This window comes from Lewinella sp. IMCC34183, assembly GCF_003390915.1.
Lineage (GTDB): Bacteria > Bacteroidota > Bacteroidia > Chitinophagales > Saprospiraceae > Neolewinella.
The window spans coordinates 407,186-432,665 of sequence record NZ_QMEM01000002.1 but is presented as its reverse complement, the minus strand read 5'-3'; the positions used below and the strand labels follow the sequence as shown (position 1 = coordinate 432,665).

The window sequence follows — 25,480 nt, the reverse complement described above, 5'->3', positions numbered from 1 at the left end:
TTCGGCAGGCAGCAAATGCGCGATAAACTATATATTTGTCTTTATGACAATTATAAAACTTTACCTGTCGATCCTGCTGCTGGGCTTTTCCCTGGCCGCCACTGCACAAACCGATTGTACCTGGACCGCCGACAACGGCAACGGTACGTACACTAATCCGCTGTTCCACGACGAGTTCTCCGACCCGGACCTTATCCGGGTGGGCGACGACTACTACCTCACCGGGACCACCATGCACGCCATGCCCGGCCTGCCGGTGCTGCACTCCCGCGACCTGGTCAACTGGGAACTGCTGACCTACGCCGCCCCGCGCCTGGACAAGGGCCCCGCCTTCCGGCTGGAGGACGGACAGGACATCTACGGGCAGGGCTTCTGGGCCCCCTGCCTGCGTTACGACAACGGCACCTTTTACATCTTCAGCAACGTCAACGGGCAGGGTACCCAGGTCTTCACCGCCACCGACCCGGCAGGTCCGTGGAAGCAGCAGCAGATGCGCGCCGACCTGCACGACCTCACCGTACTCTTCGACGACGACGGCAAGAAGTACGCCGTCTGGGGCTATAACGAAGTGAAAATGGTACAACTCACCGATGACCTGCTCGATGTCGTGCCCGGCACCGAACGCGTCATCGTACCCGCGGGCAGCGGCGCCGGGGAGGGCAGCCACATCTACAAGATCGACGGCAAGTACATCATTACCAATACCAACTACGAGCCCATGTGCTACCAGGTGTGCCTGCGCGCCGACGCACCCTACGGCCCCTACGAGGTGAACGTGATCAGCGCCGAAAGCAATATGGGCGTAGGGCAGCGCGCCCGCGTATTCGATACCCGCAACGGACCGCCCTACAACGTGGTCCGCTACGACGAGAACTACGTCGGCTGCATCCCCATGCACCAGGGCGGCATCGTACAGACGCAGACCGGGGAATGGTGGGGCTGGTCGATGCTCGACTATAACAGCGTCGGCCGCGTCACCGGCCTTTCACCCGTCACCTGGCAGGACGGCTGGCCCTACTTCGGTCTCCCCGGTAACCTCACCCGCACCCCCCGCAGTTGGGTCAAGCCCAATACCGGCTTCACCTCCGAGCCTTCGGCCCCCTTCGTACGCGACGACGCCTTCAACGGCCCCGAGCTCGGGGAAGTATGGCAGTGGAACCACGCACCGGTAGAGGAGAAGTGGTCGCTGGACGAGCGCCCCGGCTACCTGCGGCTGCACAGCCTGCCCGCCGAAAGCTTCTGGCGCGCCCGCAACTCCCTCACCCAGCGCGGCATCGGACCCGAATCGGTAGCAAACGCCAAACTGGAGCTCGGCGGGCTGCATTCCGGCGACGTGGCGGGCCTCGCCCTCCTCAACCTGCCCTACGCCTGGATCGGGGTGCTGCAGGAGGCGGACGGCCGGAGGCTACGGTACTTCAACGAGCAGACGGGCGCTACCCACGACGCCTCCATCGCCGGCGACCGGATCTGGCTGCGCGCCCACGCCAATTTCGACACCGACACCGCCGTGCTGAGCTACAGCCTCGACGGAAAGATCTTTACCGACCTCGGCGCGCCGGTGCACATGCCCTACCAGCTGCGCACCTTTCAGGGGGTCCGCTACGCCCTGTTCAACTACAGCACGTCGGGCGGGGAGGGCGGCTACGCGGACTTCGACGACTTCACCGTCGACGAGCGCCGCTGCAAGGGACTGACCCGGCCCATCCCGCACGGAAAGAACATCCGTCTTACGAGCCTGGCCGACAGTTCGGTGCTCGCCAGCTGGCGCAACTTCCTGCGCCCCTTCGCGGCGGACAGCCGGCCGGCCTCCGACAGTTCTTCTCTCTTCCGCGTGCTGGAGCGGGGGCCGGGCCGTATCGCCCTGCAGTCGGTCACCACCGGCCGCTACGTGACGGTCCATAATAACGGCGGACTGGCCGAGGTCCGCCTGGAAACCGGGGAGTCCGGCGACGCTTCCACCTTCCAGTGGGAGGATATGTTGCAGGACGACCTCATGCTGATGTCGCTAACCAACCACCGCTACCTGTTCGCCGACCCGGGGCAGGGCAGCCTCTGCTCCGCCGACGCCCGGGATGCCTGGCCGGACCGTAAAGGCGGTGCCTGTTTCCGCTGGGCCCTGGTTGACTAGGGCGGCGGCGCGCGGGTGCGGCGCGCGTTCACAAACCGCCGCGCTACGGGTTATTAGGGTAAAGTCGAATGTGTATGTACCGATTGCTGTTGCTTACGTGCCTGCTGGCGGGTCTCGCCTGCGGGGAAGTTTCCGAAACCGTCCGCGATGCCGCCGCGGTCACCAACACCTCTTCCGGTACCACCGGGGAGTTGCAGGGCCGTTGGCGGAGTGAGGACGACAGCCTGGCTACCCTCCGTTTCGAGGGCAACCTGATGATCATGGGCTACGACGGGATGGATGAGAAAAGCAGTGACAACTACGTGGTCGGACAGACCTGTCCGGACGTATCCGACGCGGTAGCCCCGACCGGTAAGGGCCGCTACCTCACGGTCCCCGATCTCGGCAACTGCTACTTCATCACCAAACTAACGGAAAAGCGCCTGGAGATGAGCCTCGTCGGCCGTGGGAATACTCTCCGGTACGTCCGCGAGAAAGCTGGAGACGGGACCCCTTTGGACGGAGACCGTTAAATTTCCGGGAATACTATCCGGTGACCCTGCCAGTTCACGTTTTCCCTCCAATGACTTTCTTCCGCACGCGTCTGCTTCCGTTTCTTTTGCTGGCCTTTCTGGTTGCCTGTGACAAGGAAGACGTTAGCCCCGCCATGCCTCCTCCCGGGGCAGCGTCAACGGTGTGCCGGATCACCGAGATGCCGTACTCCATCTCCCCCTGGACTACGGACTCCGCCGACGTGGAGTACGATACGCTGCGCTATAGCTACGCCGACGACGGCCGACTCCTGACCGCCGATCTTTATGGCGGGCAACGGGTGACCTTCTCCTACGACGGGGACCGGATCACCGAAGCCGTTTACACCGTCCCCGAGTACGACCTGCGGTTCGTCGGAACCTATTCCTACGACGGGGCGGGGCAGCTGCGGGAGGTGCGCTATCCGGACTGGTACACCTCGCCCCGACGGGGCGAGCACCGACTGGAGGTGGACAGCTTTTTCTACGATACCGACGGCCGCCGGACGGGCATGTCCACCTGGGCGGAGGTCGACGATCACCTGTTCACGGGCTACGTACCCCTGGTGGAGCGAACCTACGAGTACGATGCCGACGGCAATATCCCCCGGGTGGTCGCTCTCGAATACTACAGCGATCAATACGTAGGCCGCGAAGCGAACCGGAGGGTGACCGAACGCACCGGCTTCACGCCCCACCGTAGCCTGCTCTACGGATCGCCCCTGCGGGACCACCATACGTATGCCATCTCACCCTTCCTCCACGAGCGGGAAACGTCGGTGGTGACCGATCCAGGAGGCAACCGAAAAAGCAGGAGTGAAACGAATTATGTCTTCACCCCGGAATACATAATCCCGGAGGGCTACTACACCTGGGGGAGGCCGTACACCTGTTTCTGACGGCCGCAGTAGCACCGCACCCGCGCCCCGCCGCAAAAAACCAGCGCGCAAAAATTCCGTTACGGGGGCATGGAAAGTCTGAACACCTACTCGATCGCCGAAGAACGCCTCAAACAACTCAACGACCGTGAGCTCCGCGAAGACGGCAAATACGTCGTCTACTGGATGCAGGAGAGCATGCGTGCCTACGAGAATCCCGCTCTGGAATACGCCATCCGCTGGGCCAACGACCTCGACAAATACTGCATCGTGGTCTTCACCCTGATCGACGACTTTCCGGAGGCCAACTTGCGCCACTACAAATTCCTGATCGAGGGACTGAAGGAGGCCGCCGACCGTATCACCGAGCGTGGCCTCAAGTTCCTGCTGCTGCATGGCCCGCGCGCCGAACGTATCGCCAAATTTGTGGACGGACATGACGTCTGCGCCGTGGTCACCGACCGGGCCTATACCCGTCACGAACGCAAGTGGCGCTCCGACGCCGCCGACAAGCTGGAGGTACCGCTGGTGCAGGTGGAGGGTAACGTGGTCGTACCCGTGGAGACAGCCAGTGAAAAACGGGAGTACGCCGCCCGCACCATCCGCAAGAAGATCATGGGCCAGGTGGAAAAATTCGCTACGGAAACCACCGAGACCGAGCCGGATAAGCCCAGCAAGCGGGTCCACCTGAGCGGCGACATGGAACTCGACAGCGTGGACGGCGTACTCGACCAGCTGAAGGTAGACCGCGACGTAAAGCCGGTCGACGAATTTGTGGGCGGCACCACCGCGGCCCGCGATCACCTGACCAACTTCCTGCGCTCCGACCTAAAGGGCTATTCCGACGGCCGGCTCGAACCCTCCGAGGACGCGACCAGCCACCTCAGCCCTTACCTGCACTTCGGCCACATCAGTCCCAGTGAGGTCTACCGCAAAGTGAAGGACTCCAGCGCCCCCAAGAGCGACCGCGAGGGCTACATCGAGGAGCTGGTCGTGCGCCGCGAGCTGGCCCACAACTTCGTTTGGTACGCCCCCGATACCTACGACAGCCTGGAGGCCGTGCCCGACTGGGCGCAGGAAACCATGGAAAAGCACGAGAGCGACAAGCGGCCCCACCACTACACCCGCGAGCAACTCGAGAACGGGGAAACCGACGACGACGCCTGGAACGCCGCCATGAAGGAGATGCGGGAACGCGCCTTCCTGCCCAACTACATGCGGATGTACTGGGGCAAGCAGATCATTACCTACACCAACACCTACCAGTACGCCTACGAGACCACGCTGTACCTCAACAACAAGTACTTCATGGACGGCCGTGACCCCAACAGCTACACCAACGTACTGTGGCTCTTCGGCCTGCACGACCGCGGCTGGACGGAGCGCGACGTCTTCGGCAAGCTCCGCACCATGACCCGCGGCGGCCTCGACCGCAAGTACGACGTGGAAGGATACATCGAGCGCGTCAACCAGTAAAACGCGAAGTACAACGCGGTCTCCGACCGCGCCAGGACAATGCTGCCTCCGGCAGCGCAACACCCCTGCGGAAAACCCGCGCCAAGCTCCCCCCACCCATACCCCGTATCTTCCCCGGATGGGCAAACAGCAAACCAAGCAGCAGATCAAAACCGGCATCGGCGCCCCCTTCCTCCGCAAGAAACCGTTCGGGAAAGCCTACGACGAGTTCCTGCTGAAGGGCTGCTTCCGCAACTACGCCTACGACCCGCAGTCCGAGGGGAATCGGGGCTGGTATTCCTTCCAGTTGTTGCGGCGGAGTAAGCACTACCCGGCCCTGGCCAGGGAGTTCCGCCGCCGGTTTCTTCGGATGAAAACAGGCGATCACCGGGTCAATCCCGACCAGGCCTTTGCTGTAGCCTATCACCTCTACCGGGCCGGCGACCTGAAGAAGGGGCCCATCATCGACAAGTACCGGGAACTCAACGCCGAACCCAATCCCTACGAATACGGCTGGGCCTACGTCATCCGACTGGGCCGCAAGGGGATGTACGCCTACATGGAGGTCACCGGGAAGCAGCTCAAGGGCGAGAAGGTCACGGCTCACAGCCCGGAGATATTCCGAAAGAAGGCCGTCCGCAAGGCGCTGAAGAAGTGGGGTGGCAAATTGCCGCCGACCAGCCGCGAGAATAAACACGTACGGCGGTACCGCCGCAAGGTCCTCGACCGGAAGGCACCCCCGGTGGAGGAGATTTCCATCGCCCGGCCCGAAAACTTCGACGAGCTTATCGACCACATCGAAGCCGGCCGCCCCGGCGGGCGGTTGAATAACCTGTACCAGCGCCTGACCCCGGATGAACTGCGGCAGCTGGCCGAGCGGGAACTCCGCGCCAAGGACCCCGCCAAAAAATGGCGCTACCTGCGCGTGTTCGAGCAGCGGGACTACCCGGGCGATCCGCTCCGGCTCATCGACCGCCTGGACCTGGACGACCGGCGTCTGCTGCGGACCGTCAGTATTATCCTCGGCCGGGTCGCTTCGGTGGCGATCCGGCGCTTCGCCCGCTCCCGGCTGAAACAGCACCGGACCGTGGCCGCTTCCGTGCGGATGCTGACCGCCTGCTATTCCGAGAGCGACGACGCCCTGATCTACCGCACCATCCGCGACGTTACGGACCAGGGCGAGCTGCATGCGATCGGTGATGCCGTGCAGGGCATCCTGAAACGGCACCCGGACCAGCGCATGCACCGGACGATCGGGTACCTGTACGCCAACGGCCGCTGCGGCGTATGCCGCCGGGAATTTCTCCTGCACCAGCGCGCCGCCGCCCACCTGACGAAACGCCGCCGCAGGGAACTGCGGTGGGACAGCTACGCGCCCACCCGAAGCCTGGTTTAGCTAAGCGCCCCTTGGGGGTTCAACTTTCCACCCCATTCCGGTAGCTGGGCTCGGCGACCTCCTCGAGCAGGCGGATCAGCCGTACCGTATTGGCAAGCTGGGCATCGCTGAGCTGCAGGTGATTCTGCAGGGCGGTCTGCTGCAATTGCACCTGGGTGCCCAAGTCCGGCGCGTGCCGCAACATAAGCTGATACGTACTAAGGACCGTCTGCTGCATGCTTGATTTGTCGATCATGTCGCTGAACCACGCGAGCACGCCGATGGTCAACTGCGAATAGTTCGACCGGCTGTCCTGCAGTTTGAGGGGTGGATCCGAGAGCAGCAGGCCCACGATGCTGGCCATGCCGAAGGTGCCGAAGGCCAGGGATAGGAATTCCCGCCCCCGGGTACCGAAGTAAATAGCCACGCACACCATGGCGAAGCCCAGCAGGTAGGTAGCCACGTACATGGATTTGGCGATGATCTGGGCATTCTGGCTTTCCGCCAGTGTGGTTTCCAGGGAATCCTTCAGCGACTGGATGACCCGGAAGGTGTGGTCGGCCGATGCTTCCATCCGCTGTTGCTGGCGCTTCGCCTCCTCCTGCTGAGCCGCTTCGTACTTCGCCAGTTGAAGCCGGATATGCTGTAGTTTTTCAATGGAAGTGGCGTCAAAGCCAAGGTTCTCCAGGCTGGCCCGGGAGTAGTCGGTAGACCGGTCGAGCAGGATATCCAGCGTATATGCCTTCACCTGCCCATTCTGGTGGGGATCGATCATGGTGAGCAAAATTTGGTGCCGGGCGGGAAAAAGCGACACCGTGTGGGCCATTAAGTTACGGGGGTATCGTTCGCCGCCACAAGCACCAGTTCTGGTGATGTTTTGGGCTCCGTTTGGTATAGTCCCAACCAGGAAGCAAGCTGCTGCCTCCGGTAACGTAAGCACGGTGCCGTCTCCGGCCGCGCCGCCCCGACCCCAATCGACGGGTATTACCCACCTATGTCACCCACCAGCGAACAAACCCCCGCCAACTTCCATAAACCCAACATGCCCACCCCCCTCTACGCCAGCCCCGAATACACCCTCCACCCCGACCGCATCGAACAGGGGAGCATGCGGGCCGAAGTCCTGTCCACCACCCACCTCCGCTCCAACTACGGCCAAAGCATCCACGGCGACCGCGACCCCCGCCTGGAGTGGAAGCTGGCCAGCGATCTGCCCGCGGGACCGGAGTACACCTCCGACCAGCCGATCGTGGACGCCCTCTTCAACCTGGCCAAGGAGGAAGCCCACCGCAACGTCGAGGAAGACGGCACCCTGCGCACCGGCGCTAAATGGTCGGGCGTGTGGACCCGCGACGTAAGCTACAGTGCGCTGCTTGCCTTCGCCATTCACAATCCCGAAGCGGTAAAGACCAGCCTGCGCGCTAAGGTGAAGCGCGGACGTATCGTCCAAGACACCGGTTCGGGCGGCGCGTGGCCCGTGAGCTCCGATCGTACCACCTGGGTGCTCGCCGCCTGGGAGATCTACCGGGTCACCGGCGAGCGGGCGTGGCTGGAGGAGATCTACCCGGTCATCAAAGCTACCCTCGACGACGACCGCAGGACGCTCGTGGATCCGCAGACCGGGCTGTACCGCGGTGAATCCTCCTTCCTGGACTGGCGCGAACAGACCTATCCCCGCTGGATGGACAACGCCGACATCTACGCCTCCCTCTGTCTGGGCACGAACGCCGTCCACTGCCGCGCCCACGAGATACTGGGGGAGATCGCCGGGCTACTGGACGAGCCCGCCGGCGACTACGCCACCACCGCCGCCACCCTTAAACAGGCCATCAACGACCGCCTCTGGCTATTCGACAAGGGATACTACGGACAGTACCTCTACGGCCGTGACCATATGCTGGTCTCCCCCCGCTTCGAGGCGCTGGGCGAGGCGCTGTGCGTTCTGTTCGGGATCGCGGATGCGGAGCAGTCCGCTTCCGTGGTGGAGCGGTCGCCGCTCACCCCCTTCGGCGTGTCCTGCATCTATCCGCAGATCCCGGACATGCCGCCCTACCACAACAACGGTATCTGGCCCTTCGTCCAGGGATTCTGGAACCTGGCGGCCGCCCGGGTAGGCAACGGCGCGGCGCTGGAGCATGGCCTGGCGGCGATCTACCGCTCGGCCGGACTCTACCTGAGCAACTACGAGAATATGGTCGCCGAAGACGGTGGCGTAATGGGCACCGAGATCAACTCCCACCACATGCTCTGGAGCATCGCCGCCAACCTGGCCATGGTGTACCGCGTGTTTATGGGCATGGAGTTTCGGGCCGACGGACTCTACCTGGCTCCCGTCGTGCCGCGCTCCTATGCGGGCCAGCGGCGGCTGTCGAACTTCCGCTACCGCAACGTGACCCTTGACATCACCGTCGCGGGCCACGGATCGCGCATCCGGTCGGTCACCATCGACGGCAAGGCGGCCCAGGTGGCCTTCGTGGACGCCGCCGCCACCGGGCACCGTACCATCGCCATCGAGCTCGATGGCCACGACCTGCCCTACCGCAGCGTCAACCGCGTCGACAACCTTTCTTCCCTGCCGACGCTCTGGGCAGGAAGGGTAGGGGACACCCTCCGGTGGAGCCGCGTGGTGGGCGCGCAACGCTACCATGTCTACCGCAACGATGAACTCCTCCAGGCGGTCACTACTAACCACTGTTCGGTCGATCCCCACGCCTACGCCTCCTACCAGGTAGCCGGGGTGGATGAGCACGGCAACGAGGCCTTCGCCAGCGAACCGGTGGAGGTGACGCCGCACGTCCAGCGCTACCAGGCCGAGGGGTACGCGCCGCCCTCCTCCTTCGACGCGGAGAACTATACGGGAAAGGGCTTCGTGCTGCTGAGCCTCACCGAGAACCGGGAGCTCGCTTTTGACGTCGAGGTGGAACGGGCCGGCCCCTACCTGCTGGACTTCCGCTTTGCCAACGGAAGCGGACCCATAAATACCGACAACAAGTGCGCCATTCGCAGCCTGACGGTCAACGGTGGGTACGCGGGTGCCGTGGTCTTCCCCCAGCGCGGGGCCGACGACTGGTCGAGCTGGGGGCACACCAACGCCCACCGCGTCACGCTCGCGGCCGGAGCCAACACGGTGCGGCTCCACTTCGAGGAGTGGAATCACAACATGGACGGGGAGGTGAACCGGGCCCTGCTGGACTATATGCGCCTGACCGCGATCTGAACCCGGCACCTGCGTTCCCGTCAAAAACCGATCTGTACGGCTTGCCCGGGAGCGCTGCCGGACCAGTTTGCGGTCCGTGATGCTCCGATTACTCCCCCTCGTCGACCTTGTTAATAAAGTTGATAACGCCCTCGAAGTACGTCTCCTGATCGTCGTACATCGCCATGTGGCTGCCGTTCGGGCAGTAGAGGTAGTGGCCATTGGGGAATTGCTCCGCCATCCACTCCATGTACTCGGGGTCCATGGTGTCGTGCTCCGCCCCGATGGTGAGGGTGGGTACGGTGATCTGTTCCAGGTCTTCGCTGCGGTCCCAGTCGGCGAGGCTGGCGCTCTCGAGTATACCGAACTCACTCGGACCCTGCATGGCCAGGTAGACGTCGTAGTTGATATTATTGAGCCCGCGCACGGCCGGTTCGGGCCAGTCGGCCGGGTCCATGTGGATGACGTGCTGATTGTAGTAGTTGTTGGTTAGCAGTTCCTCGTAGCGGGGATTCTGGTAGTCTTCGGCGGCTTCCAGTTCCTTGATCTCGCGCAGCACTTCGGGATCGAGTTGCGGGCCGAGCACTTCCTCGGCGTACTTGTTGTACTGGGGCACGGAGGAAACCATGTTGGAGATGATGAGGCCCTTCAGGTTCTCCTGGTGGGCGAAGGCGTACTCCAGCGCCAGGATGCCGCCCCAGCTGTGGCCGAGCAGGAAGAAGTTGTCCCGGTCCAGGCCCAGCGCGGTCCGTACCTGCTCCACCTCACTGACGAAGCGGTCGATGGTCCAGAGCGTGGAGTCCGCGGGATGATCGCTGCGACCGCTCTCCAGCTGGTCGTAATAGTAGTATTCGATGCCGGCGCCCGGAAAGTAGCTGTCGGCCGCCTCGAAGTATTCGTGCGTAGCCCCGGGGCCGCCGTGGAGCAGCAGTACCTTCTTGCGGGGACTGTTGCCGACCCGCTTGGTCCAGACACGGAACTCACCCGCCGGGGTACTGATGGGGATCATACGGACGCCGCCGGTCAGGACGTCCTCACGGCCGGAATTATCAAAGTAGGCCGCCGCGTCGGTCGGCGTCGCGGTTTCGGGCGACGGTGCGCAGGTGCAGAGCAGGAGGGGGAGGAGCAGCAGGAAGCGGTACATACCCGCAAGATACCCGCTGGCCGCCTAAAACAGCACGTTGTGAAAAAAGATGCCAAAAACCGGCAATAATGCCGTAGAGCCGTCGCAAGCGGCTAAAACAATACATATTATCAGGTTAATTTGACAATTAATTCTGAAAGTGGTTACCTTGCGCGTTCGCAGGGGTTTTTTTACCCCCGTTACGAAATCGATTGTGTAACTAAAATCAACGTATACTATGTCAACAATTTTACGCAGGACGATAGGGGCTCTACTGCTTCTGTTCCTATGTACCAGCGCCGCCTGGGCGCAACAAAGGGTTACCGGTACGGTAACAGATAGCGACGGCGTTCCGCTGATCGGCGTCAACGTGCTGGTCGTGGGATCCAGCACCGGTACGGTGACGGATCTCGACGGTGCCTACAGCATCACTACGCCGGACGGTTCCGTACTCCGCTTCTCCTACATCGGCTACGAGGCCCGCGAGATCGCGGTGGAGGGGCAAAGCCAGATCGACGTCACCCTCGGTGCCGATGCCAACGCCCTGGACGAGGTCGTGGTCGTCGGCTACGGCAGCCAGGCCCGCGAGGCCGTGACCGGTGCCGTGTCCTCGATCGGTTCCGATGAGGTCACCGCCCTGACCACCAGCAACCTCGGGGAAGCCATCCAGGGCCGCCTCGCCGGCGTACAGGTGACCAGCGGAGGCGCTCCCGGCGCCCCGCCGATCATTCAGGTACGCGGTATCGGCTCGATCAGCTTCGGCTCCGGCCCCCTGTACGTAGTGGACGGGGTGCCCGGTGCCGGCGGACTCAACCAGTTTGACTCCCGCGACATCGAAAGCATCAACGTACTGAAGGACGCCTCGGCCACCGCCGTCTACGGATCGCGGGCCTCGAACGGCGTCATCATCATCGAAACCAAGAAGGGCAACAATTCCGACGGCCTCCGCCTCAGTCTGGAATCCACGGTCGGCGTGCAGACGCAGTCCCGCCGCTACGACGTGCTCAATACCGAGCAGTACATCCGCTACGCCGAGATATTCAACGGCGGACCGATCCCCCGCGCCGTGGAGGGAGACGGACTGGACTCCGAGACCTACCCCGGTTCCGGACAGACCTTCCGCGAGACCAACACCGACTGGCAGGACGCCATCTTCCAGGACGGGTTCATCACCCAGAACTCCCTGCACCTCACCGGCGGCGGCGAACGCTCGACGTTCTTCAGCTCCTTCGGTTACCTAAAGCAAGAAGGAGTAGTGAAGGGTTCGCCCTACGAGCGGTTTAACTTCCGCATCAACAGCGAGCACGATATCAGCCAGGACGGCCGCTTCAAGTTCGGCCAGACCCTGCTCCTGGTAAACGACAAGCGGGGCATACAGCCCGAACTCGGGGGACGGCAACTGTTCCTCCAAGCCATCCAATCGCTTCCCTACCAGCCCATCGAGAACCCCAACAACATCGGTGGCTACTCCGGTGCGGCATCGGGCCTCGACATCGCCGACCCCGGCAACCCGGTCCTGGCGGTCAACCTCCTGGAGAACACCGACCAGGTGTTCAAAATGCTGGGTACGGCGTACCTGTCCTACGAGATCCTGGACGGACTGGAGGCCCAGGCCTTCGTCGGGGGCAACTACCAGAACTTCCGGAACTTCAACCGGACGCCGGTGTACCAGTCGACCTCCCCCAATACTAACAACACGATCGCCGAGAACCGCAACACCAGCTTCAGCCCGATCTACCGCGGTCTGTTGAACTTCGACCGGCTGCTCGGTGACCACAGCATCAACGCGGTCCTGGTCGGTGAGATCCAGAACAGCTACTTTAACCCGCTGGCCCTTACGGTCACCCAGCCCAACCCCGACCTCGAAGTACTGGAAGGCGGCGCGGATCTGCGGGTCAACCAGAATGCCCTGGCCAAAAACGAGTCCACGCTGCGCTCCTTCGTGACCCGGGTAACCTACGGCTACCAGGGCAAGTACTACGCGACCTTCAGCTTCCGGCGCGACGGATCGTCCATCTTTGCCCCCGGCTACCAGACCGAAAACTTCCCGGCGGGTGCTATCGGCTGGAACATCAGCGAGGAATCCTTTATGGACAACACCCCCTTCAGCCTGCTGAAGGCACGGGCCAGCTACGGCCGCACCGGCTCGATCGGCCTCGGCCCCTACGCGTTCCAGGATCCCATCATCTCGACCGTCGGCCCGGTCTTCGGAGGCAGCAACCAGCCGTCGATCAGCTTCATCAACTCGCTGGCTAACCCGGAACTGCGCTGGGAGCTCACCGACATGCTGAATATCGGCCTGGACATGGGCTTCTTCAACAACCGCCTGAACTTCAGCATGGAGTACTACGACCGGAAAGTGGATAACCTCATCCTGAACGTACCCCTGCCTCCGTCGGCGGGCGTGGCTACCACGTCCCAGAACATCGGAGCCCTGAAGAACAACGGTTTCGAATTCCAGGGACAGTACTACGGCAATCCCCGCAGTGACTTCCAGTGGAGCGTCTCCGCCAACCTGAGCACCAACTCCAACGAGGTGGTCCGCCTGGTGAACGAAGGCGACGTGATCGAAGGCAACAACGACATCGAGTTCACGGGTAGCTACAACTCCACCGTGACCCGCGTCGGCGACCCGGTCTACAGCTTCTTCGGTTTCCAGACCGACGGCATCTTCCAGACCCAGGCTGAAGTCGACGAGGCAGCCACCCAGGACGAACTGACCGCCCCGGGCGACATCCGCTTCGTGGACCAGAACAGTGACGGAGTGATTGACGCGGCCGACCGGGTGATCATCGGCAAATACCTGCCCGACTTTACCTACGGCTTCAGCTTCAACGGACGCTACTCTAACTTCGACCTCAACGTCTTTTTCCAGGGATCGCAGGGCAACGACGTATACAACGGCGTAGGCTCGCTGCTCTCGCAGACCCAGCGCCTGTTCAACGTAGGTACCAGCGTACTGGACGCCTGGACGCCACAGAATACCAATACCGACGTACCCCGGATTATTCGTGACGACCCCAACAACAACCGCCGGGTATCCGACCGTTTCGTAGAGGACGGTTCCTACATGCGCCTCAAGGCACTGACGGTCGGCTACACGCTCCCCCTCAGCGGAGATGGCGTACTGTCAAACCTCCGCCTCTACCTGACGGGCCAGAACCTGCTGACCCTGACGGGCTACAGCGGCCTGGATCCCGAAATCGGCGGCGCCCTGAGCGAGACCGGATTTGACAACGGCGACTACCCCAACGCCCGCGGCTTCATCTTCGGCGCACAGGTCGGATTCTAAACCCCCACTATCCGCCGCGGCTCCCTCCCCGTTTCACAACGGAACCGGGGAGGGGCCCCGCGGCCATCCTTCAACTAGTACAACTCTCCGCGATCATGAAATTGAAAGCTATTTTACTCATGGGTCTGCTCGCAATCGGCTTCGGCTGTAGCGAGGATGACCTTACCCGCCTCGACCCGAACCGGGTTACGCCGGAAAACTATTTCCAGAACACCCAGCAGATGGAAGCTGCCGTGCTGAGCGCCTACTCCACCCTGCGCTCGGGGCCCATCGTGAGCCGCTGGTACTTCTTCATCAACGACATGCGCGATGACCAGCACATGCCCACCTCGTCGCTCACCATCCTGCTGTCGATCCCCGGCGGCAACGCGTCGCCGACCGATAACGAGATGCGGGAGCACTGGACCGCCCTGTACCTGATGATCCACCGGGCCAACACCGCCCTGGACGGTATCGCCTCGAACACCTCCGTATCCGACGAGGACAAGGCCCCCCTCATCGCCGAAGCCCGCTTCCTCCGCGGCTGGGCCTACAACGAGATCGCCACCCTGTGGGGCGGCGCTCCCATTTACACCAGCCGCCTGGTATCGCTTGACGGCTTCCAGCCCCGCAGTAGCCGCGAGGAGGTATTCGCCCAGGCCCAGGCCGACTTCGCCTTTGCCGCCGAAAACCTGCCCGAATCGCGTAACGACAACACCCTCGGCCGCGCCACCCGCGGATCGGCCCTTGGCTACCTCGGACGCAGCTACATGGAAACCAACAACCTCGATGAGGCCAAGGAAGCCCTGGAAGCCGTGGTCGAATCCGGCAACTACTCTCTCGTAAGTAACTTCGGTGACCTCTTTACCGAGGAGAACGGCTTTACCTCCGAGAGCCTGTTCGAGGTCGTGTACGCACCCATCGGCGACTACAACTGGAACAACTTCGTCACCGGCGACGGTGCCGACTCCAAGTCGGTACGTGCCCAGGAATACGGCAAGGCGTGGCGCAACGTGGCGCCCACCTCCGACCTCATCAACCTCTACGAGAACGAGCTGGCCGGCTGCGACTACACCGACCCCCGTCTCCGCGAGACGGTCATCTTCGAAGGCGATACCTACGCCAACGGTACCGAGGTCTTCGACGACGCACGCCCCAACAGCCCCGAGCTCGACTACCACGGTACGGATGTAAACGTGAGCTGGTACAAGTACGGCGTCTACTATAAACTGAACCCCGGAGACTTCTACACCTCCACCACCAACTACCTGCTGATGCGCTACGCCGACGTGCTGCTGCTGCTGGCCGAGATCGAAGCCCGTCAGGGTAACCTCGATGCCGCCCGCGACTACGCTAACCAGGTGCGGGAGCGTGCCGGTGTGCCCGATCTGGAAGACAGCTGCGTACCCAACGCTACCCAGGACGAGCTGATCAAGGCCATCGTAGACGAGCGGGGTAAGGAACTCGCCTCGGAAGCCATCCGGGCCCGTGACCTTCGCCGGTGGGACCGCTACGGCGTCATCGACGCCTCCGACTACCTCGACTACTGGACCGATCGCGAACTGCTGCTGCCTATCCCGCTGCAGGAGATCACGACCAACACCGAGATCAGCCAGGCCGATCAGAACCCCGGTTATAACTAGCCGAAAACCATATGCTGCGCAGAGGGACTGCTTCCAACCGGAAGCGGTCCCTCTGACGTTTACCCCGAAACGATCCCCCCTTGCGCGCCCTCCCCCTCATCCTGCTGCTGACCGGCCTGCTGGCCTGTACCGACCGGCCCGTACCCCGCTTCGACCTCCAACCGGCGGAAGCAACCGGCGTCGATTTCGTCAACGAAGTACGCGAGAACGATACGGTCAATATCCTGCAGTACGAATACCTCTACAACGGCGGCGGCGTAGGGGTGGGCGACTTCAACCGGGACGGCCGCTACGACCTCTTCTTCACCGGCAACCTCGTGTCCAGCGAGCTCTACCTGCAACAGGCCGACGGCACCTTCCGCAAGGTCACCGGACCGGCCGGGCTGACCACCGAACAGTGGTGCGCCGGCGTACTGGTGGGCGATATCGACGGTAACGGATACGAAGACCTGTACGTCTCCATCCTGCACCCGGCCGATGAGCGGCCGAGCCCCAACCTGCTGTTCCTCAACGACGGGCCGCAGGGGCCAGACAGTATCCCCCGCTTCCGCGAGGTAGCCGCGGCCGCCGGGGTGGCCGACCCCGGCTACGGGACGCAGGCGGCCCTGTTTGACCTGGACCGCGACGGTCGCCTCGACCTCTACGTACTCAACAACTCCCTCGAAAACTACGCCCGCACCATCGCTAAGGGTACCGATACGCTCGGGCGGGGAAGCAGCGTGGACCGCGTTTACCGCAACGTCACCCCGCCGGGTGGGGATCTGCGGTTCGAGCTACTGGACGCCCGTAAGACCGAAGGTTGGGGACTGGGGCTGGCCGTACAAGACTTTGACGGCAACGGCTACTCCGACCTGTACGTGGGCAATGATTTCATGTCCAACGACTTCCTGCTGCTGAACGAAGGCGGCGACCTCCGCGACCGGATCACCGCCTCCATGCCACATCAGTCCAAGAATACGATGGGCGTGGACGTCGCCGACCTCGACAACGACGGCCGCCCCGAGATCCTCACGGTGGACATGCTGCCCGACGACAACCTGCGGCGCAAGACCATGTTCGCCGACATCCCCTTCAGCCCCTTCGCGCAGGAGGCCCGCGCCGGCTACAACCGGCAATACGTGCGCAACGCCCTGCAGTACAACAACGGCGACGGCACCTTCAGCGACGTCGCCTTCCTGGCCGGGGTGGCGGCCACCGACTGGAGCTGGGCGCCCCTGCTGGCCGACTTCGACAACGACGGCCTGCGCGACGTATTCATCTCAAATGGCTACCCCCGCGACATCACCGATCGCGACTTCATGGACTATACGCAGGAGATCAGCCGGTTCGGATCGGAAGAGGCCCGTTACCAGGCGGTCGCCGCGGCGTTGCTGGAGCTGGACGGCGTTTACCAGCAGGACTTTATCTTCCAGAACCGGGGCGGTATGCACTTCCGCCCGACCGACTGGCTGCCCGACGATCCCACCTACGCCAACGGGGCGGCCATCGTCGATCTTGACAACGACGGGGACCTGGACCTGGTCACCAACAACATCAACCAACCCGCCCGCATCTACTACAACCGGAGCCGGGAACAACGCCCCGACTCCACCCACTACCTCAGCCTGATCCTCGAAGGGCCCACCGGTAACCCCGATGCCCTGGGTGCCCGCGTCTACCTCGCGGCCGGTGACCTGCGCCTGTACGCGGAGCAGCAGCGGCAGCGCGGGTACCTCTCCACCGTCGATCCGCGGCTGCACTTCGGGCTCGGTGCGCGGACAACGATCGATTCCCTGCTGATCATCTGGCCCGACGGTCGCCGGACCGTACGAACGGAGATCGCCGCCGACCAACCGATCACGTGTACCTACGCGGCGGCCACTGCACCCGCGGCCGCGCCTCCTGCCTACTTTTCCGCGGCTGCACCCGGACTGGTAGTTGCGGCCACCGCCGGCCTGCCACACCACCGGGAATCGGTCTTTTCGGATTTCGACCGCTATGCCCTGGCCCTGCGCGACCGGAGCCACGACACGCCGGCACTGGCGACGGACAGGTCGGGCCGGCTGTACTTCGGCGGAGCGGCCGGACAGGAAGTCAGCGTGTGGGACGTCGCGGCGGGGACGCAGGTGCAGGGGCTGCCGGAAACCCGGGCCTCCGAGGCTACCGCGCTGTTGCTAGTGGACTACGACGGCGACGGCGACGACGACCTCTATGTGGGCAACGGCAGCAGTGAATTTGTCCGGCAGGATAGCCTGCTCACCGACTTCCTCTACCGCAACGACGCCGGAACCCTCGTGCCGGTCGCCGGTGCATTGCCGTCCCTGAGCGTAATAACCGGGGCGACGGCCGCCGCGGACATCGACGGCGACGGCGACCAGGACCTCTTTATCGGGGCCCGGGCCAAGTCAGGAAGCTACCCCTATCCCCCCCTGTCGTACGTACTGGACAATGTCGGGGGCCGCTACGTGGTCCGCGACGAAGTGGAGGCCGGTATGGTGACCGGGGCGGTATGGCAGGACCTGAACGGTGACGGCCGGGCCGACCTGGCAACGGTGGGGGAATACAGCGCCCTGCGTGTATTCCTGAATGAGGCGGGGCGCCTGGTACCACAACCCGTGGACGAAGCGCTGACGGGCTGGTGGTACTGCCTCGTCGCCAACGACCTCGACGGCGACGGCGACACCGACCTGCTGGCCGGAAATTACGGGGGGAACGGAATGTACCGGGCCACGGCCGACCATCCCCTGACGGTCACCGCCGACGATTACGACGGCAACGGGGCCGTAGACCCCATCATCACCGCCTGGGACGGCACGGCCTACTACCCCGTGCATCCGCGCAACACCCTCGGCCGCCAGTTGCCGGGCCTGAAGCAGCAAATCCCCGACTACGCGACCTACGGCAGCTGGACGGCGGACAATATGCCCCTGCCCGGCCCCGACGGAATCACGCTGGAAGCGCGGGAATTCCGGACGACCTGGTTCGAGAACGACGGGGCGGGCCACTTTACGCCTCACTTCCTGCCATGGACGGCCCAGACCGCCCCGGTACGTGCGGCGGTATCCTGGACGCTCCCCGACGGGCGACCCGCGCTGCTGGCCGTACAGAACGACTACGCTACCGAGATCCTCGGCGGCATGCTGGATGCGGGTAACGGCTTTGCGCTCACCGTCGATGCGGCGGGCCGGCCGGAGGTACTCCCTGAATTCTGGTCGGTACGCGGCGATGCCCGATCGGTCGTCCGGCTGGACTCCCTACTGCTGGTCGGGGTCAACGACGGCCCGGTGCGCGCCTACCGCCCCCGCTAGTACAACGCTGCCTCCGGCAGCGCAGAAACACCCTACCGCATTGCCGGCCAGATGCGCTGCAGCGGGTAGCCGGTGCCCCCGAGCACCCGGGTGCTCGTGCCGTGGTAGACACTGATCCGGTCGAAGGGCGTGGAGGGGAAAAAGATCTCCGTCATCACCGTAGCGCCCCCGTCGGCGAAGAGCTCGGCGGAGGCCACGTCCAGCAGTAGGTGCATACCTACGGTATCGGAAGTCGCCAGGCGCGGGGCCCGGGCCACCCGGTCGGTGAAGGTTTCGGAGAAGGCGTGGTCCCCGGCCTGCCGGCGGTCGCTCACGAACGCTTTGGTGGCGGGGTCGAAGCCAATCCGGTAGCTTTCCCCGGCTTCGTTTTCCAGCAGGAGGCCGAAGGGCTCGCTGCTGTCCGGAGAGGTGAGGAAGGAGATGTCTATTTCGTAGGTGCCGTCGGCGCCGGCCGTCACGGGAGACGGGGCGGACGAGATTTCGACGGCGGGGCCGCGTAGCGTTTCCAGTTCGCGTACCGGGGTGGAAAAGAGGCGGTATCCGGCGGGCGGGTGATGGAGCTCCAACGTGCGGGGCACGGTCATGGCGCTGCGCCATGCTTCGGTGGGTACTTCCTGGGCGTACAGCCAGTTGCTCATCCAGCCGATGAAGATGCGCCGGCCGTCCGCCTGCGGGATGTCGGAGAAGGTGACGCCGGCGTAGTTGTCGCGGCCGTAGTCGATCCACACGCCTTCGCCGTCGCGCACGTCCGGCAGGAAGGTTGGGTCGGGCGTAAACGTGGTTCCGTCGAAGTCCCCCACGAAATACTGGGTGGCCGAGCCGCCGTTTGGCCCGCCGGGGTTGATGCTGACGAGCAGCACCCATTTTTCCTCGGCTTCCCCGGCTACGGTGAGGGGGAAGAGGTCAGGGCATTCCCAGACGCCCCCGTGGCCGCCCAGGTCGCGACCGAAGTCGCTCAGGTAACGCCAGTCGATCAGGTTGTCGCTGCGCCAGAACATGATGCGGTCCTGGGCCGCAAAGACCATAAGCCACTGTTCGCGTTCGCCGTCCCACATCACTTTCGGGTCCCGGAAGTCGCGGATCGACTCCGTGTTGGGAATGACGGGGTTGCCGGCGTACTTCGTCCAGCTGCGGCCGTTGTCGTTACTGTAGGCGATGGCCTGCGACTGGTAGTCGTTCCGGCCGGCGCGCTCTCCCTCCGGGTCGTGGTAGGTGAAGATAGCAACCAGGGGCGGCCGCCCGTCCGTGCCGAGCCCGCTGCTGTTGGTGCGGTCCACCACGGCGCTGCCGGAAAATATGTAGCCGAGGGAGTCGGGGTACAGCGCAATGGGCAGGTTTTCCCAGTGCATCAGATCCTCGCTCACGGCGTGGCCCCAGTGCATCGGACCCCAGACCGTGCTGTCGGGGTAGTACTGGTAGAAGAGGTGGTACTCGCCGTCGTGGTACACCATGCCGTTGGGATCGTTCATCCAGTGGGCGGGCGGCGAGAAATGAAACTGGGGGCGGTGGGCCTCGGCATACCCGGTGGCGGTGGTATCGCCCGCTTGGGCAGGAGTGGAACCCGCGGTCGGGCGCTCGCTGCCGCAGGACAGTAAAAAGCAGAGGGTCAGGCTCAGGAAGGTACCGTAGCGATACAGCATCGGATCGTAGTTGTCCGCTAAAGGTAGGCCATCGGCGCCCGGGCTGCCCTATATTTAGCGGCATCCGCTAACTACCGATCATGCCCTTAGCAATACACAACTGGATGCGCGCCGAGCCGCTCGAAGCCACGCTCGCCCGCATCAAACCCCTCGGTTACGACTACCTGGAGATCCAGGGTACCCCCGCTGACTACGATACGAAGGAGGTCCGTCAGCTCCTCAAAAAGTACGACGTCAGGTGCTGGGGCTCCGTCACCCTCATGCTGGGCGAGCGTAACCTGCTGGCCGACGACCCCGGGGCCCGGGCCCGCTCCGTCCAATACGTGAAGGACATCATCACCATGGTAAAGGAACTGGACGGTACCATGGTCTCGGTGGTACCCGGTACCGTAGGTAAGATCATGCCCGGCGCCCGTCCGGAAGAGGAATGGGGCTGGGCCGTGGCCTCCCTGCAGGAGTGCTACGAATTCGCGCAGGCGAGCGGCATCAAGCTGGGTATCGAGCCCATCAACCGCTTCGAGACCTACTTCATCAACCGCGGCGAACAGGCCTACGCCCTGGCCGAGGCGACCGGCCCAGACTGCGGGGTATGCCTAGATATCTTTCACATGAACCTGGAGGAACCGGACTACTATACTACCATCCGGCACTGTGCCGACCGGCTGGTGGGATTCCACGTGGCCGACAACAACCGCATGGCACCCGGCATGGGGCACATCGACTGGCCCGCCGTGGTCCGTACGCTGCAGGAAGTAGGCTTCGACGGTCCGCTTTCGGTCGAATTTGCCGCGCCGGTAGATCGTACGCCCGCCAATCCCTACCCGGGGAACATCGATACCGATCCACAGGGGCTGAGCGAGGAGGCCCGTAAGTTTCTGGAAGACCACGGCAGCTCCGCCCTCACCGAGGAGTTCTATACCATGCTCACGCGGAAGTCCGCCGAAACCCTGCTTCCCCTCCTATGAAGATCAAGGCCATTCATGCCCACTGGCTCCGTTGCCCCATCCCCCCGGGCCGGCAGTGGCGCAGCGACTACGGACAACTCACCCACTTCGACATGACGCTGGTGGAAGTGGAAGACGCCGACGGTAACAAAGGCTACGGAGAGGCCAAGGCGGCGGTGGGCGCCACCGGGGCCTGCGCTTCCATCGTTACCTGTATCGAGCAAGAATTGGCCCCCCAGTTGGAAGGGATGGAGGCCGATCGCATCACCGCCGTATGGGAGTCCGTGTACAGCGGTGACCGCGATCACTACGCCCGCGACCGGGGTCGGGTATTCCCCATTCTGGCCAACCGCGGCACCACCATCGCCGCCCTGAGCGGCATCGACACCGCCCTGTGGGATTTGAAGGGCAAGCGGCTGGGCGTCCCCGTGGTTGAGCTGCTCGGCGGATCCTGCCGTGAAAGTATGCCCTGCTACGCCAGCGGGGGCTGGGCGGACAAGGATGCCCTTGGCGACCAGCTGAAGAGCTACGTCGACCACGGCTACGGCGGCGTCAAGATGCGCGTAGGGGCGATGGACGATACCCTCGCCCGTACCGTCGATCGGGTAGGGGAGGCCCGCCGCGCCCTTGGCCCCGATATCGATATCATGGCCGACGCCCACGGCACTTTCAGCGTGGCGGAGGCGCGCCGCTTCGCCCGGCAGACCGAGGACCTGAACCTGTACTGGTTCGAGGAGCCCATCACTTCAGATAACAAGTCCGGTACCGCGGAATTGCGGCGGGACACCACCACGCCCATCGCGGCGGGGGAGAGCGAGTTTACCCGCTTCGACTTCCGCGAGCTGGTGGAGCGGCGGGCGGTGGACGTGCTGCAGCCCGACTGCGCCATCGTCGGCGGCATCACCGAGGCCCGCCGGGTAGCTGCCCTCGCCGAAACTTGGCAACTCGAGCTGGCCCCCCACTGCTGGGGTTCGGCCTTCAGCTTCATGGCGGGAGTCCACCTGGCCTTCAGCAGTCCGTCAGCGGTATACATTGAGCACTCTTTGGGCGGCAATCCCCTGCTCTACGACCTGGTAAAGGAGGCTCCCACCGTAACGGATGGCCGCATCCGCGTTCCCGACCGGCCCGGTTTGGGGGTGGAGGTGGAGCCGGACTTTGTCAAACGTTACCGGGTTGGGTTTAAGGAATGAGGGATTGGTGAATTACCACGTTATTGCATTACTGCGTTACCACGCCCGGCCCCGAGCGCAACGCATCAATGCACCAACGCAGCAACCCACCAACCTATGGGAAAAATAGCAGAGATCAACCACGTAACCCTAATCGTCGACGACCTGGAAAAGGCCGCCACCTTCTACGAGGAGGAAATGGGACTGGAGCCCGTTCCCGCCTTCGTTTTCGACTACCCGACGGCCTTCTTCCGCATCACCGACACGACCCAACTGCACCTGAGCGAGTGGGAGGACAGCCGGTCTTTCCGCGGCCACCTGTGCGTGCGGGTCGACGACTTCAGTGAGCTGTTCCACCGGATGAAGCGGCAGGGGCGGATCGATACGGCTCCGTGGGGGAAGGTGCGCCGCCTGCCCGACGGGGCCATGCAGGCCTTTATCCGTGACCCGGCGGGCAACCTGGTGGAGCTCACCTCCTTTCCGGGGGAGGAGATCGATCCGGCTATCTTCGAGGATGAGCTTTACGAGGAAGGATTATACGTCAGCGGCCGCAACGACTTCCGCGGTTATAAGGCCGAAGATGCCACCCTTTACCACCCGCCAAAGGAGAAAGCATGAAGCCCGTCGTACTCATCCTGGAACCCGTCGACGAGCGGGCCTACGCACTGCTGCCCTCCGACCGCTTTGCGGTGGTCCGGCCGGGTACCGCGCCCGCTGACTATGCGGCGGTACGTGCCATCGTCACCCGTGGTAAGGAGGTCGTGGACCGCGGGCTGATCGACCGGTGTCCGGGCCTGCGGGTGATCGTCCGCAATGGCGTGGGCGTCAATAACATCGATGTAGAACACGCTACGGAGCGCGGCATCCAGGTGCTGAACGTCCCGGGGCTCAACGCCGCTACCGTGGCCGAGCATACCGTGGGCCTGATGTTGCTGCTCGTCCGCGATATGCACCGCCTGATCACCGAGGTGAAGGGCGGAAACTGGGACTACCGCCTGCAGTACAGCGGCCGCGAACTGCGCGGCCTGCAACTGGGCGTTGTGGGCCGGGGAGATATCGGTAAGCGGGTGGCGGAAATCGCGGGTGCCATGGGTATGAGAACCGTTTACAGCTCGCGGGTAGCGGGCGATCCGGCGCGTGGGTACCGGAGCCTGCCCGATCTCCTGGCCGAAAGCGAAGTGGTCAGCCTGCACATTCCCCTGACCCCCGAAACCCGGGGCTGTATGGACGCGGCCGCCCTGGGGAGGATGCGGACCGGCAGCTACCTGATCAATACGGCCCGGGGGGAGCTGGTGGATGGTCCGGCCCTCCTGGCTGCCCTGGAATCCGGCCACCTGGCCGGGTACGCCAGTGACCTGATGGTGGCCGGCGACGCTGCTACAACGGACCGACTGCTGGCCCGCCCCGACGTGCTGATCACCCCCCACGCGGCCAGTCTTACGGAACTGACATTCTTCGAGCTCTCGGAACGGGGGCTGCAGCACGTCGCCGACGTTCTTGGCGGGAAGATCGCGGCCGACCGCTACCGCGTGAACCGGGTGGCGGACCCCGCCTGACGGCGGGCATGGGGTGGATGGGGGTTTCCTTCCCCCGTGGCCCCGGCGTTATAACCTACTCCGATTACTCACCAAGTACTTTTCTTTGATGCTGCGCTCCCTGTCGTCCCTGTTCTTCTGGTTACTATTTGCCGCTCCGGCCTTGCGCGCCCAGGAACCCGCTCCCTCGGCACCGGCGCCGGCAGCGGTACCGGCGTACGACTGCACTACGGGAGCCTATGTGCTTTCGGAAGCTTTTCGGGAAGCCTACGTTTCCGGTGACCTGGATTCCGCACGGGTCGTCCTGCAGCGGTGGGGAGAGCTGTGCGGGTTGCGGGAAGTTACTAACCGGGCGTCGCTGCTGATGGGCCTGCGGAGTAACGACGTGTTCGACATCGATTATCTCGCGCAGCAGCTCACCTTTCTGTTCGAGTACCGGCAACGGTGGCAGCTGGCGGAGAACGGTACCACCTATGCCTACGACTACAACCGCCCCGGCTACGGATTCCTGCCCATCGGCGGGGCGTACGACCGTTTTACGCGGACGGCCTTCGACGGCCTTGGCCGGACGGGTAACGCCCAGTTCGATTTTCTGGCGCGTGCGTACGGTACGGAGGAAGCACCCGGCATAGCCGAGCTCGGCGGCGAGGAATTTGCCGGGACGGCGCTGCAGGAAACGTTTCTGAACTACCGCGACCGGGCGCTTTCGCTGCCGGAAGCGCACCTGGCTGGGATGGTCGGCCTGTGGATCCCTCTGGGAGACGCCGCCTTGCTGGGCAACCATCCGGAGATCGGCTTTGCCGTAGGCTGGAAAAAGGGGCGGCTCAACTACGACATGCAGATCCTGTTCCGGTTTCTCAAGTCGGCCGACACCTACCTGGCCCGGCGGGGTCGGGACGGAGCCACCGAGGAAACGGACAAATTCTTCGGCGGCCACCTTGGAGTGACGGTCGGGTACGACATATGGCGCCACCGCACCCACGAAGTGCAGGTGATTGGCGGGTTGGGCGGTGACGGCTTCGATGCCCTCAACGAAACCGACGACCTGGACGCCGCAAGTGTCATCTCCTACGCAGGAGTCACCGGTCTGGGCTACCGCAAATACCTCACCCCCACCAGTTACCTGGGCCTGAGCCTGAAGGCCCACTTTGTGGATTACCGCCTGAACGGGATCGTCGACTTCAACGGCGTGCCGCTGAGCCTTACGGTGGCCTACGGCTCCGTCAATAATCCGCAGCGGCAGCTGATTCTTGATCAGCTGGGCTATCCGGTGCGGCAGTAGTTCGGTCTTCCCCCGGCATCGGATGTCCCCCACATCGGATGTCCC

General features: G+C 63.6%; 17 protein-coding genes. 14 read left to right on the top strand and 3 right to left on the bottom strand.

Annotated features, from left to right (window positions below; all coding sequences use genetic code 11):
- Positions 1–43: 43 nt before the first annotated feature.
- The 5 genes from DQG19_RS06970 (at position 44) to DQG19_RS06950 (ending at position 6,366) form a co-directional block, all read left to right on the top strand.
- The gene (locus DQG19_RS06970; protein ID WP_116125520.1) at positions 44–2,128 is read left to right on the top strand and encodes a glycoside hydrolase 43 family protein; all 2,085 of its coding nucleotides are present in this window, start codon (positions 44–46) and stop codon (positions 2,126–2,128) included.
- Positions 2,129–2,202: 74 nt separating this feature from the next.
- Positions 2,203–2,640, top strand: coding sequence for a hypothetical protein (locus tag DQG19_RS06965; protein ID WP_116125519.1), 438 nt, complete (start codon positions 2,203–2,205; stop codon positions 2,638–2,640).
- Between the two features lie 50 nt (positions 2,641–2,690).
- Positions 2,691–3,536, top strand: a complete 846-nt coding sequence (locus DQG19_RS06960; RefSeq protein WP_157974373.1) for a hypothetical protein — start codon at positions 2,691–2,693, stop codon at positions 3,534–3,536.
- A 69-nt stretch (positions 3,537–3,605) separates the two neighbouring features.
- Positions 3,606–4,991 carry a deoxyribodipyrimidine photo-lyase gene (locus tag DQG19_RS06955; RefSeq protein ID WP_198661676.1) on the top strand — a complete coding sequence of 462 codons (1,386 nt, stop codon included), beginning with the start codon at positions 3,606–3,608 and terminating at the stop codon, positions 4,989–4,991.
- Between the two features lie 118 nt (positions 4,992–5,109).
- Positions 5,110–6,366, top strand: coding sequence for a hypothetical protein (locus DQG19_RS06950; RefSeq protein ID WP_116125517.1), 1,257 nt, complete (start codon positions 5,110–5,112; stop codon positions 6,364–6,366).
- A 19-nt stretch (positions 6,367–6,385) separates the two neighbouring features.
- Here DQG19_RS06950 and DQG19_RS06945 read toward each other — a convergent pair whose 3' ends face one another.
- Positions 6,386–7,120 (bottom strand): hypothetical protein, encoded by a 735-nt coding sequence (locus DQG19_RS06945; RefSeq protein ID WP_157974372.1) that lies wholly within the window; start codon positions 7,118–7,120, stop codon positions 6,386–6,388.
- A gap of 219 nt (positions 7,121–7,339) precedes the next feature.
- Between DQG19_RS06945 and DQG19_RS06940 the strand changes: the two genes are divergently transcribed.
- Complete coding sequence (locus DQG19_RS06940) at positions 7,340–9,562, top strand: MGH1-like glycoside hydrolase domain-containing protein (RefSeq protein ID WP_116125515.1); 2,223 nt, start codon at positions 7,340–7,342, stop codon at positions 9,560–9,562.
- Between the two features lie 88 nt (positions 9,563–9,650).
- Here DQG19_RS06940 and DQG19_RS06935 read toward each other — a convergent pair whose 3' ends face one another.
- Complete coding sequence (locus DQG19_RS06935; RefSeq protein WP_116125514.1) at positions 9,651–10,685, bottom strand: proline iminopeptidase-family hydrolase; 1,035 nt, start codon at positions 10,683–10,685, stop codon at positions 9,651–9,653.
- 217 nt (positions 10,686–10,902) lie between these two features.
- On the opposite strand from DQG19_RS06935, the gene DQG19_RS06930 reads away from it, so the two are divergent.
- The 3 genes from DQG19_RS06930 (at position 10,903) to DQG19_RS06920 (ending at position 18,865) form a co-directional block, all read left to right on the top strand.
- The gene (locus DQG19_RS06930) at positions 10,903–13,956 is read left to right on the top strand and encodes a SusC/RagA family TonB-linked outer membrane protein (protein WP_116125513.1); all 3,054 of its coding nucleotides are present in this window, start codon (positions 10,903–10,905) and stop codon (positions 13,954–13,956) included.
- A 95-nt stretch (positions 13,957–14,051) separates the two neighbouring features.
- Positions 14,052–15,578, top strand: coding sequence for a RagB/SusD family nutrient uptake outer membrane protein (locus DQG19_RS06925; RefSeq protein WP_116125512.1), 1,527 nt, complete (start codon positions 14,052–14,054; stop codon positions 15,576–15,578).
- Between the two features lie 80 nt (positions 15,579–15,658).
- The gene (locus DQG19_RS06920) at positions 15,659–18,865 is read left to right on the top strand and encodes a CRTAC1 family protein (protein WP_116125511.1); all 3,207 of its coding nucleotides are present in this window, start codon (positions 15,659–15,661) and stop codon (positions 18,863–18,865) included.
- A 32-nt stretch (positions 18,866–18,897) separates the two neighbouring features.
- On the opposite strand, the gene DQG19_RS06915 is transcribed toward DQG19_RS06920, so the two are convergent.
- The gene (locus tag DQG19_RS06915) at positions 18,898–20,505 is read right to left on the bottom strand and encodes a glycoside hydrolase family 32 protein (RefSeq protein ID WP_116125510.1); all 1,608 of its coding nucleotides are present in this window, start codon (positions 20,503–20,505) and stop codon (positions 18,898–18,900) included.
- Positions 20,506–20,585: 80 nt separating this feature from the next.
- Here DQG19_RS06915 and DQG19_RS06910 point away from each other — a divergent pair, with 80 nt between their 5' ends.
- The 5 genes from DQG19_RS06910 (at position 20,586) to DQG19_RS06890 (ending at position 25,435) form a co-directional block, all read left to right on the top strand.
- Positions 20,586–21,470 carry a sugar phosphate isomerase/epimerase family protein gene (locus DQG19_RS06910; RefSeq protein WP_116125509.1) on the top strand — a complete coding sequence of 295 codons (885 nt, stop codon included), beginning with the start codon at positions 20,586–20,588 and terminating at the stop codon, positions 21,468–21,470.
- Entirely contained in the window at positions 21,467–22,639 is a 1,173-nt protein-coding gene (locus tag DQG19_RS06905) for a mandelate racemase/muconate lactonizing enzyme family protein (RefSeq protein WP_116125508.1), read from the top strand. The genes DQG19_RS06910 and DQG19_RS06905 overlap by 4 nt, the downstream gene beginning before the upstream one ends.
- A 96-nt stretch (positions 22,640–22,735) precedes the next feature.
- Complete coding sequence (locus DQG19_RS06900) at positions 22,736–23,236, top strand: VOC family protein (protein ID WP_232826453.1); 501 nt, start codon at positions 22,736–22,738, stop codon at positions 23,234–23,236.
- Complete coding sequence (locus DQG19_RS06895) at positions 23,233–24,174, top strand: 2-hydroxyacid dehydrogenase (protein WP_116125507.1); 942 nt, start codon at positions 23,233–23,235, stop codon at positions 24,172–24,174. The genes DQG19_RS06900 and DQG19_RS06895 overlap by 4 nt, the downstream gene beginning before the upstream one ends.
- A gap of 88 nt (positions 24,175–24,262) precedes the next feature.
- Positions 24,263–25,435 carry a hypothetical protein gene (locus DQG19_RS06890; protein WP_116125506.1) on the top strand — a complete coding sequence of 391 codons (1,173 nt, stop codon included), beginning with the start codon at positions 24,263–24,265 and terminating at the stop codon, positions 25,433–25,435.
- Positions 25,436–25,480: the final 45 nt, after the last annotated feature.

Coding starts and splice junctions, on each gene's coding strand:
- DQG19_RS06895 (WP_116125507.1), top strand. CDS start 23,233: ATGAAGCCCGTCGTACTCATCCTGGAACCCGTCGACGAGCGGGCCTAC.
- DQG19_RS06915 (WP_116125510.1), bottom strand. CDS start 20,505: ATGCTGTATCGCTACGGTACCTTCCTGAGCCTGACCCTCTGCTTTTTA.
- DQG19_RS06940 (WP_116125515.1), top strand. CDS start 7,340: ATGTCACCCACCAGCGAACAAACCCCCGCCAACTTCCATAAACCCAAC.
- DQG19_RS06890 (WP_116125506.1), top strand. CDS start 24,263: ATGCTGCGCTCCCTGTCGTCCCTGTTCTTCTGGTTACTATTTGCCGCT.
- DQG19_RS06925 (WP_116125512.1), top strand. CDS start 14,052: ATGAAATTGAAAGCTATTTTACTCATGGGTCTGCTCGCAATCGGCTTC.
- DQG19_RS06970 (WP_116125520.1), top strand. CDS start 44: ATGACAATTATAAAACTTTACCTGTCGATCCTGCTGCTGGGCTTTTCC.
- DQG19_RS06950 (WP_116125517.1), top strand. CDS start 5,110: ATGGGCAAACAGCAAACCAAGCAGCAGATCAAAACCGGCATCGGCGCC.
- DQG19_RS06905 (WP_116125508.1), top strand. CDS start 21,467: ATGAAGATCAAGGCCATTCATGCCCACTGGCTCCGTTGCCCCATCCCC.
- DQG19_RS06900 (WP_232826453.1), top strand. CDS start 22,736: ATGGGAAAAATAGCAGAGATCAACCACGTAACCCTAATCGTCGACGAC.
- DQG19_RS06930 (WP_116125513.1), top strand. CDS start 10,903: ATGTCAACAATTTTACGCAGGACGATAGGGGCTCTACTGCTTCTGTTC.
- DQG19_RS06960 (WP_157974373.1), top strand. CDS start 2,691: ATGACTTTCTTCCGCACGCGTCTGCTTCCGTTTCTTTTGCTGGCCTTT.
- DQG19_RS06965 (WP_116125519.1), top strand. CDS start 2,203: ATGTACCGATTGCTGTTGCTTACGTGCCTGCTGGCGGGTCTCGCCTGC.
- DQG19_RS06910 (WP_116125509.1), top strand. CDS start 20,586: ATGCCCTTAGCAATACACAACTGGATGCGCGCCGAGCCGCTCGAAGCC.
- DQG19_RS06955 (WP_198661676.1), top strand. CDS start 3,606: ATGGAAAGTCTGAACACCTACTCGATCGCCGAAGAACGCCTCAAACAA.
- DQG19_RS06935 (WP_116125514.1), bottom strand. CDS start 10,685: ATGTACCGCTTCCTGCTGCTCCTCCCCCTCCTGCTCTGCACCTGCGCA.
- DQG19_RS06945 (WP_157974372.1), bottom strand. CDS start 7,120: ATGATCGATCCCCACCAGAATGGGCAGGTGAAGGCATATACGCTGGAT.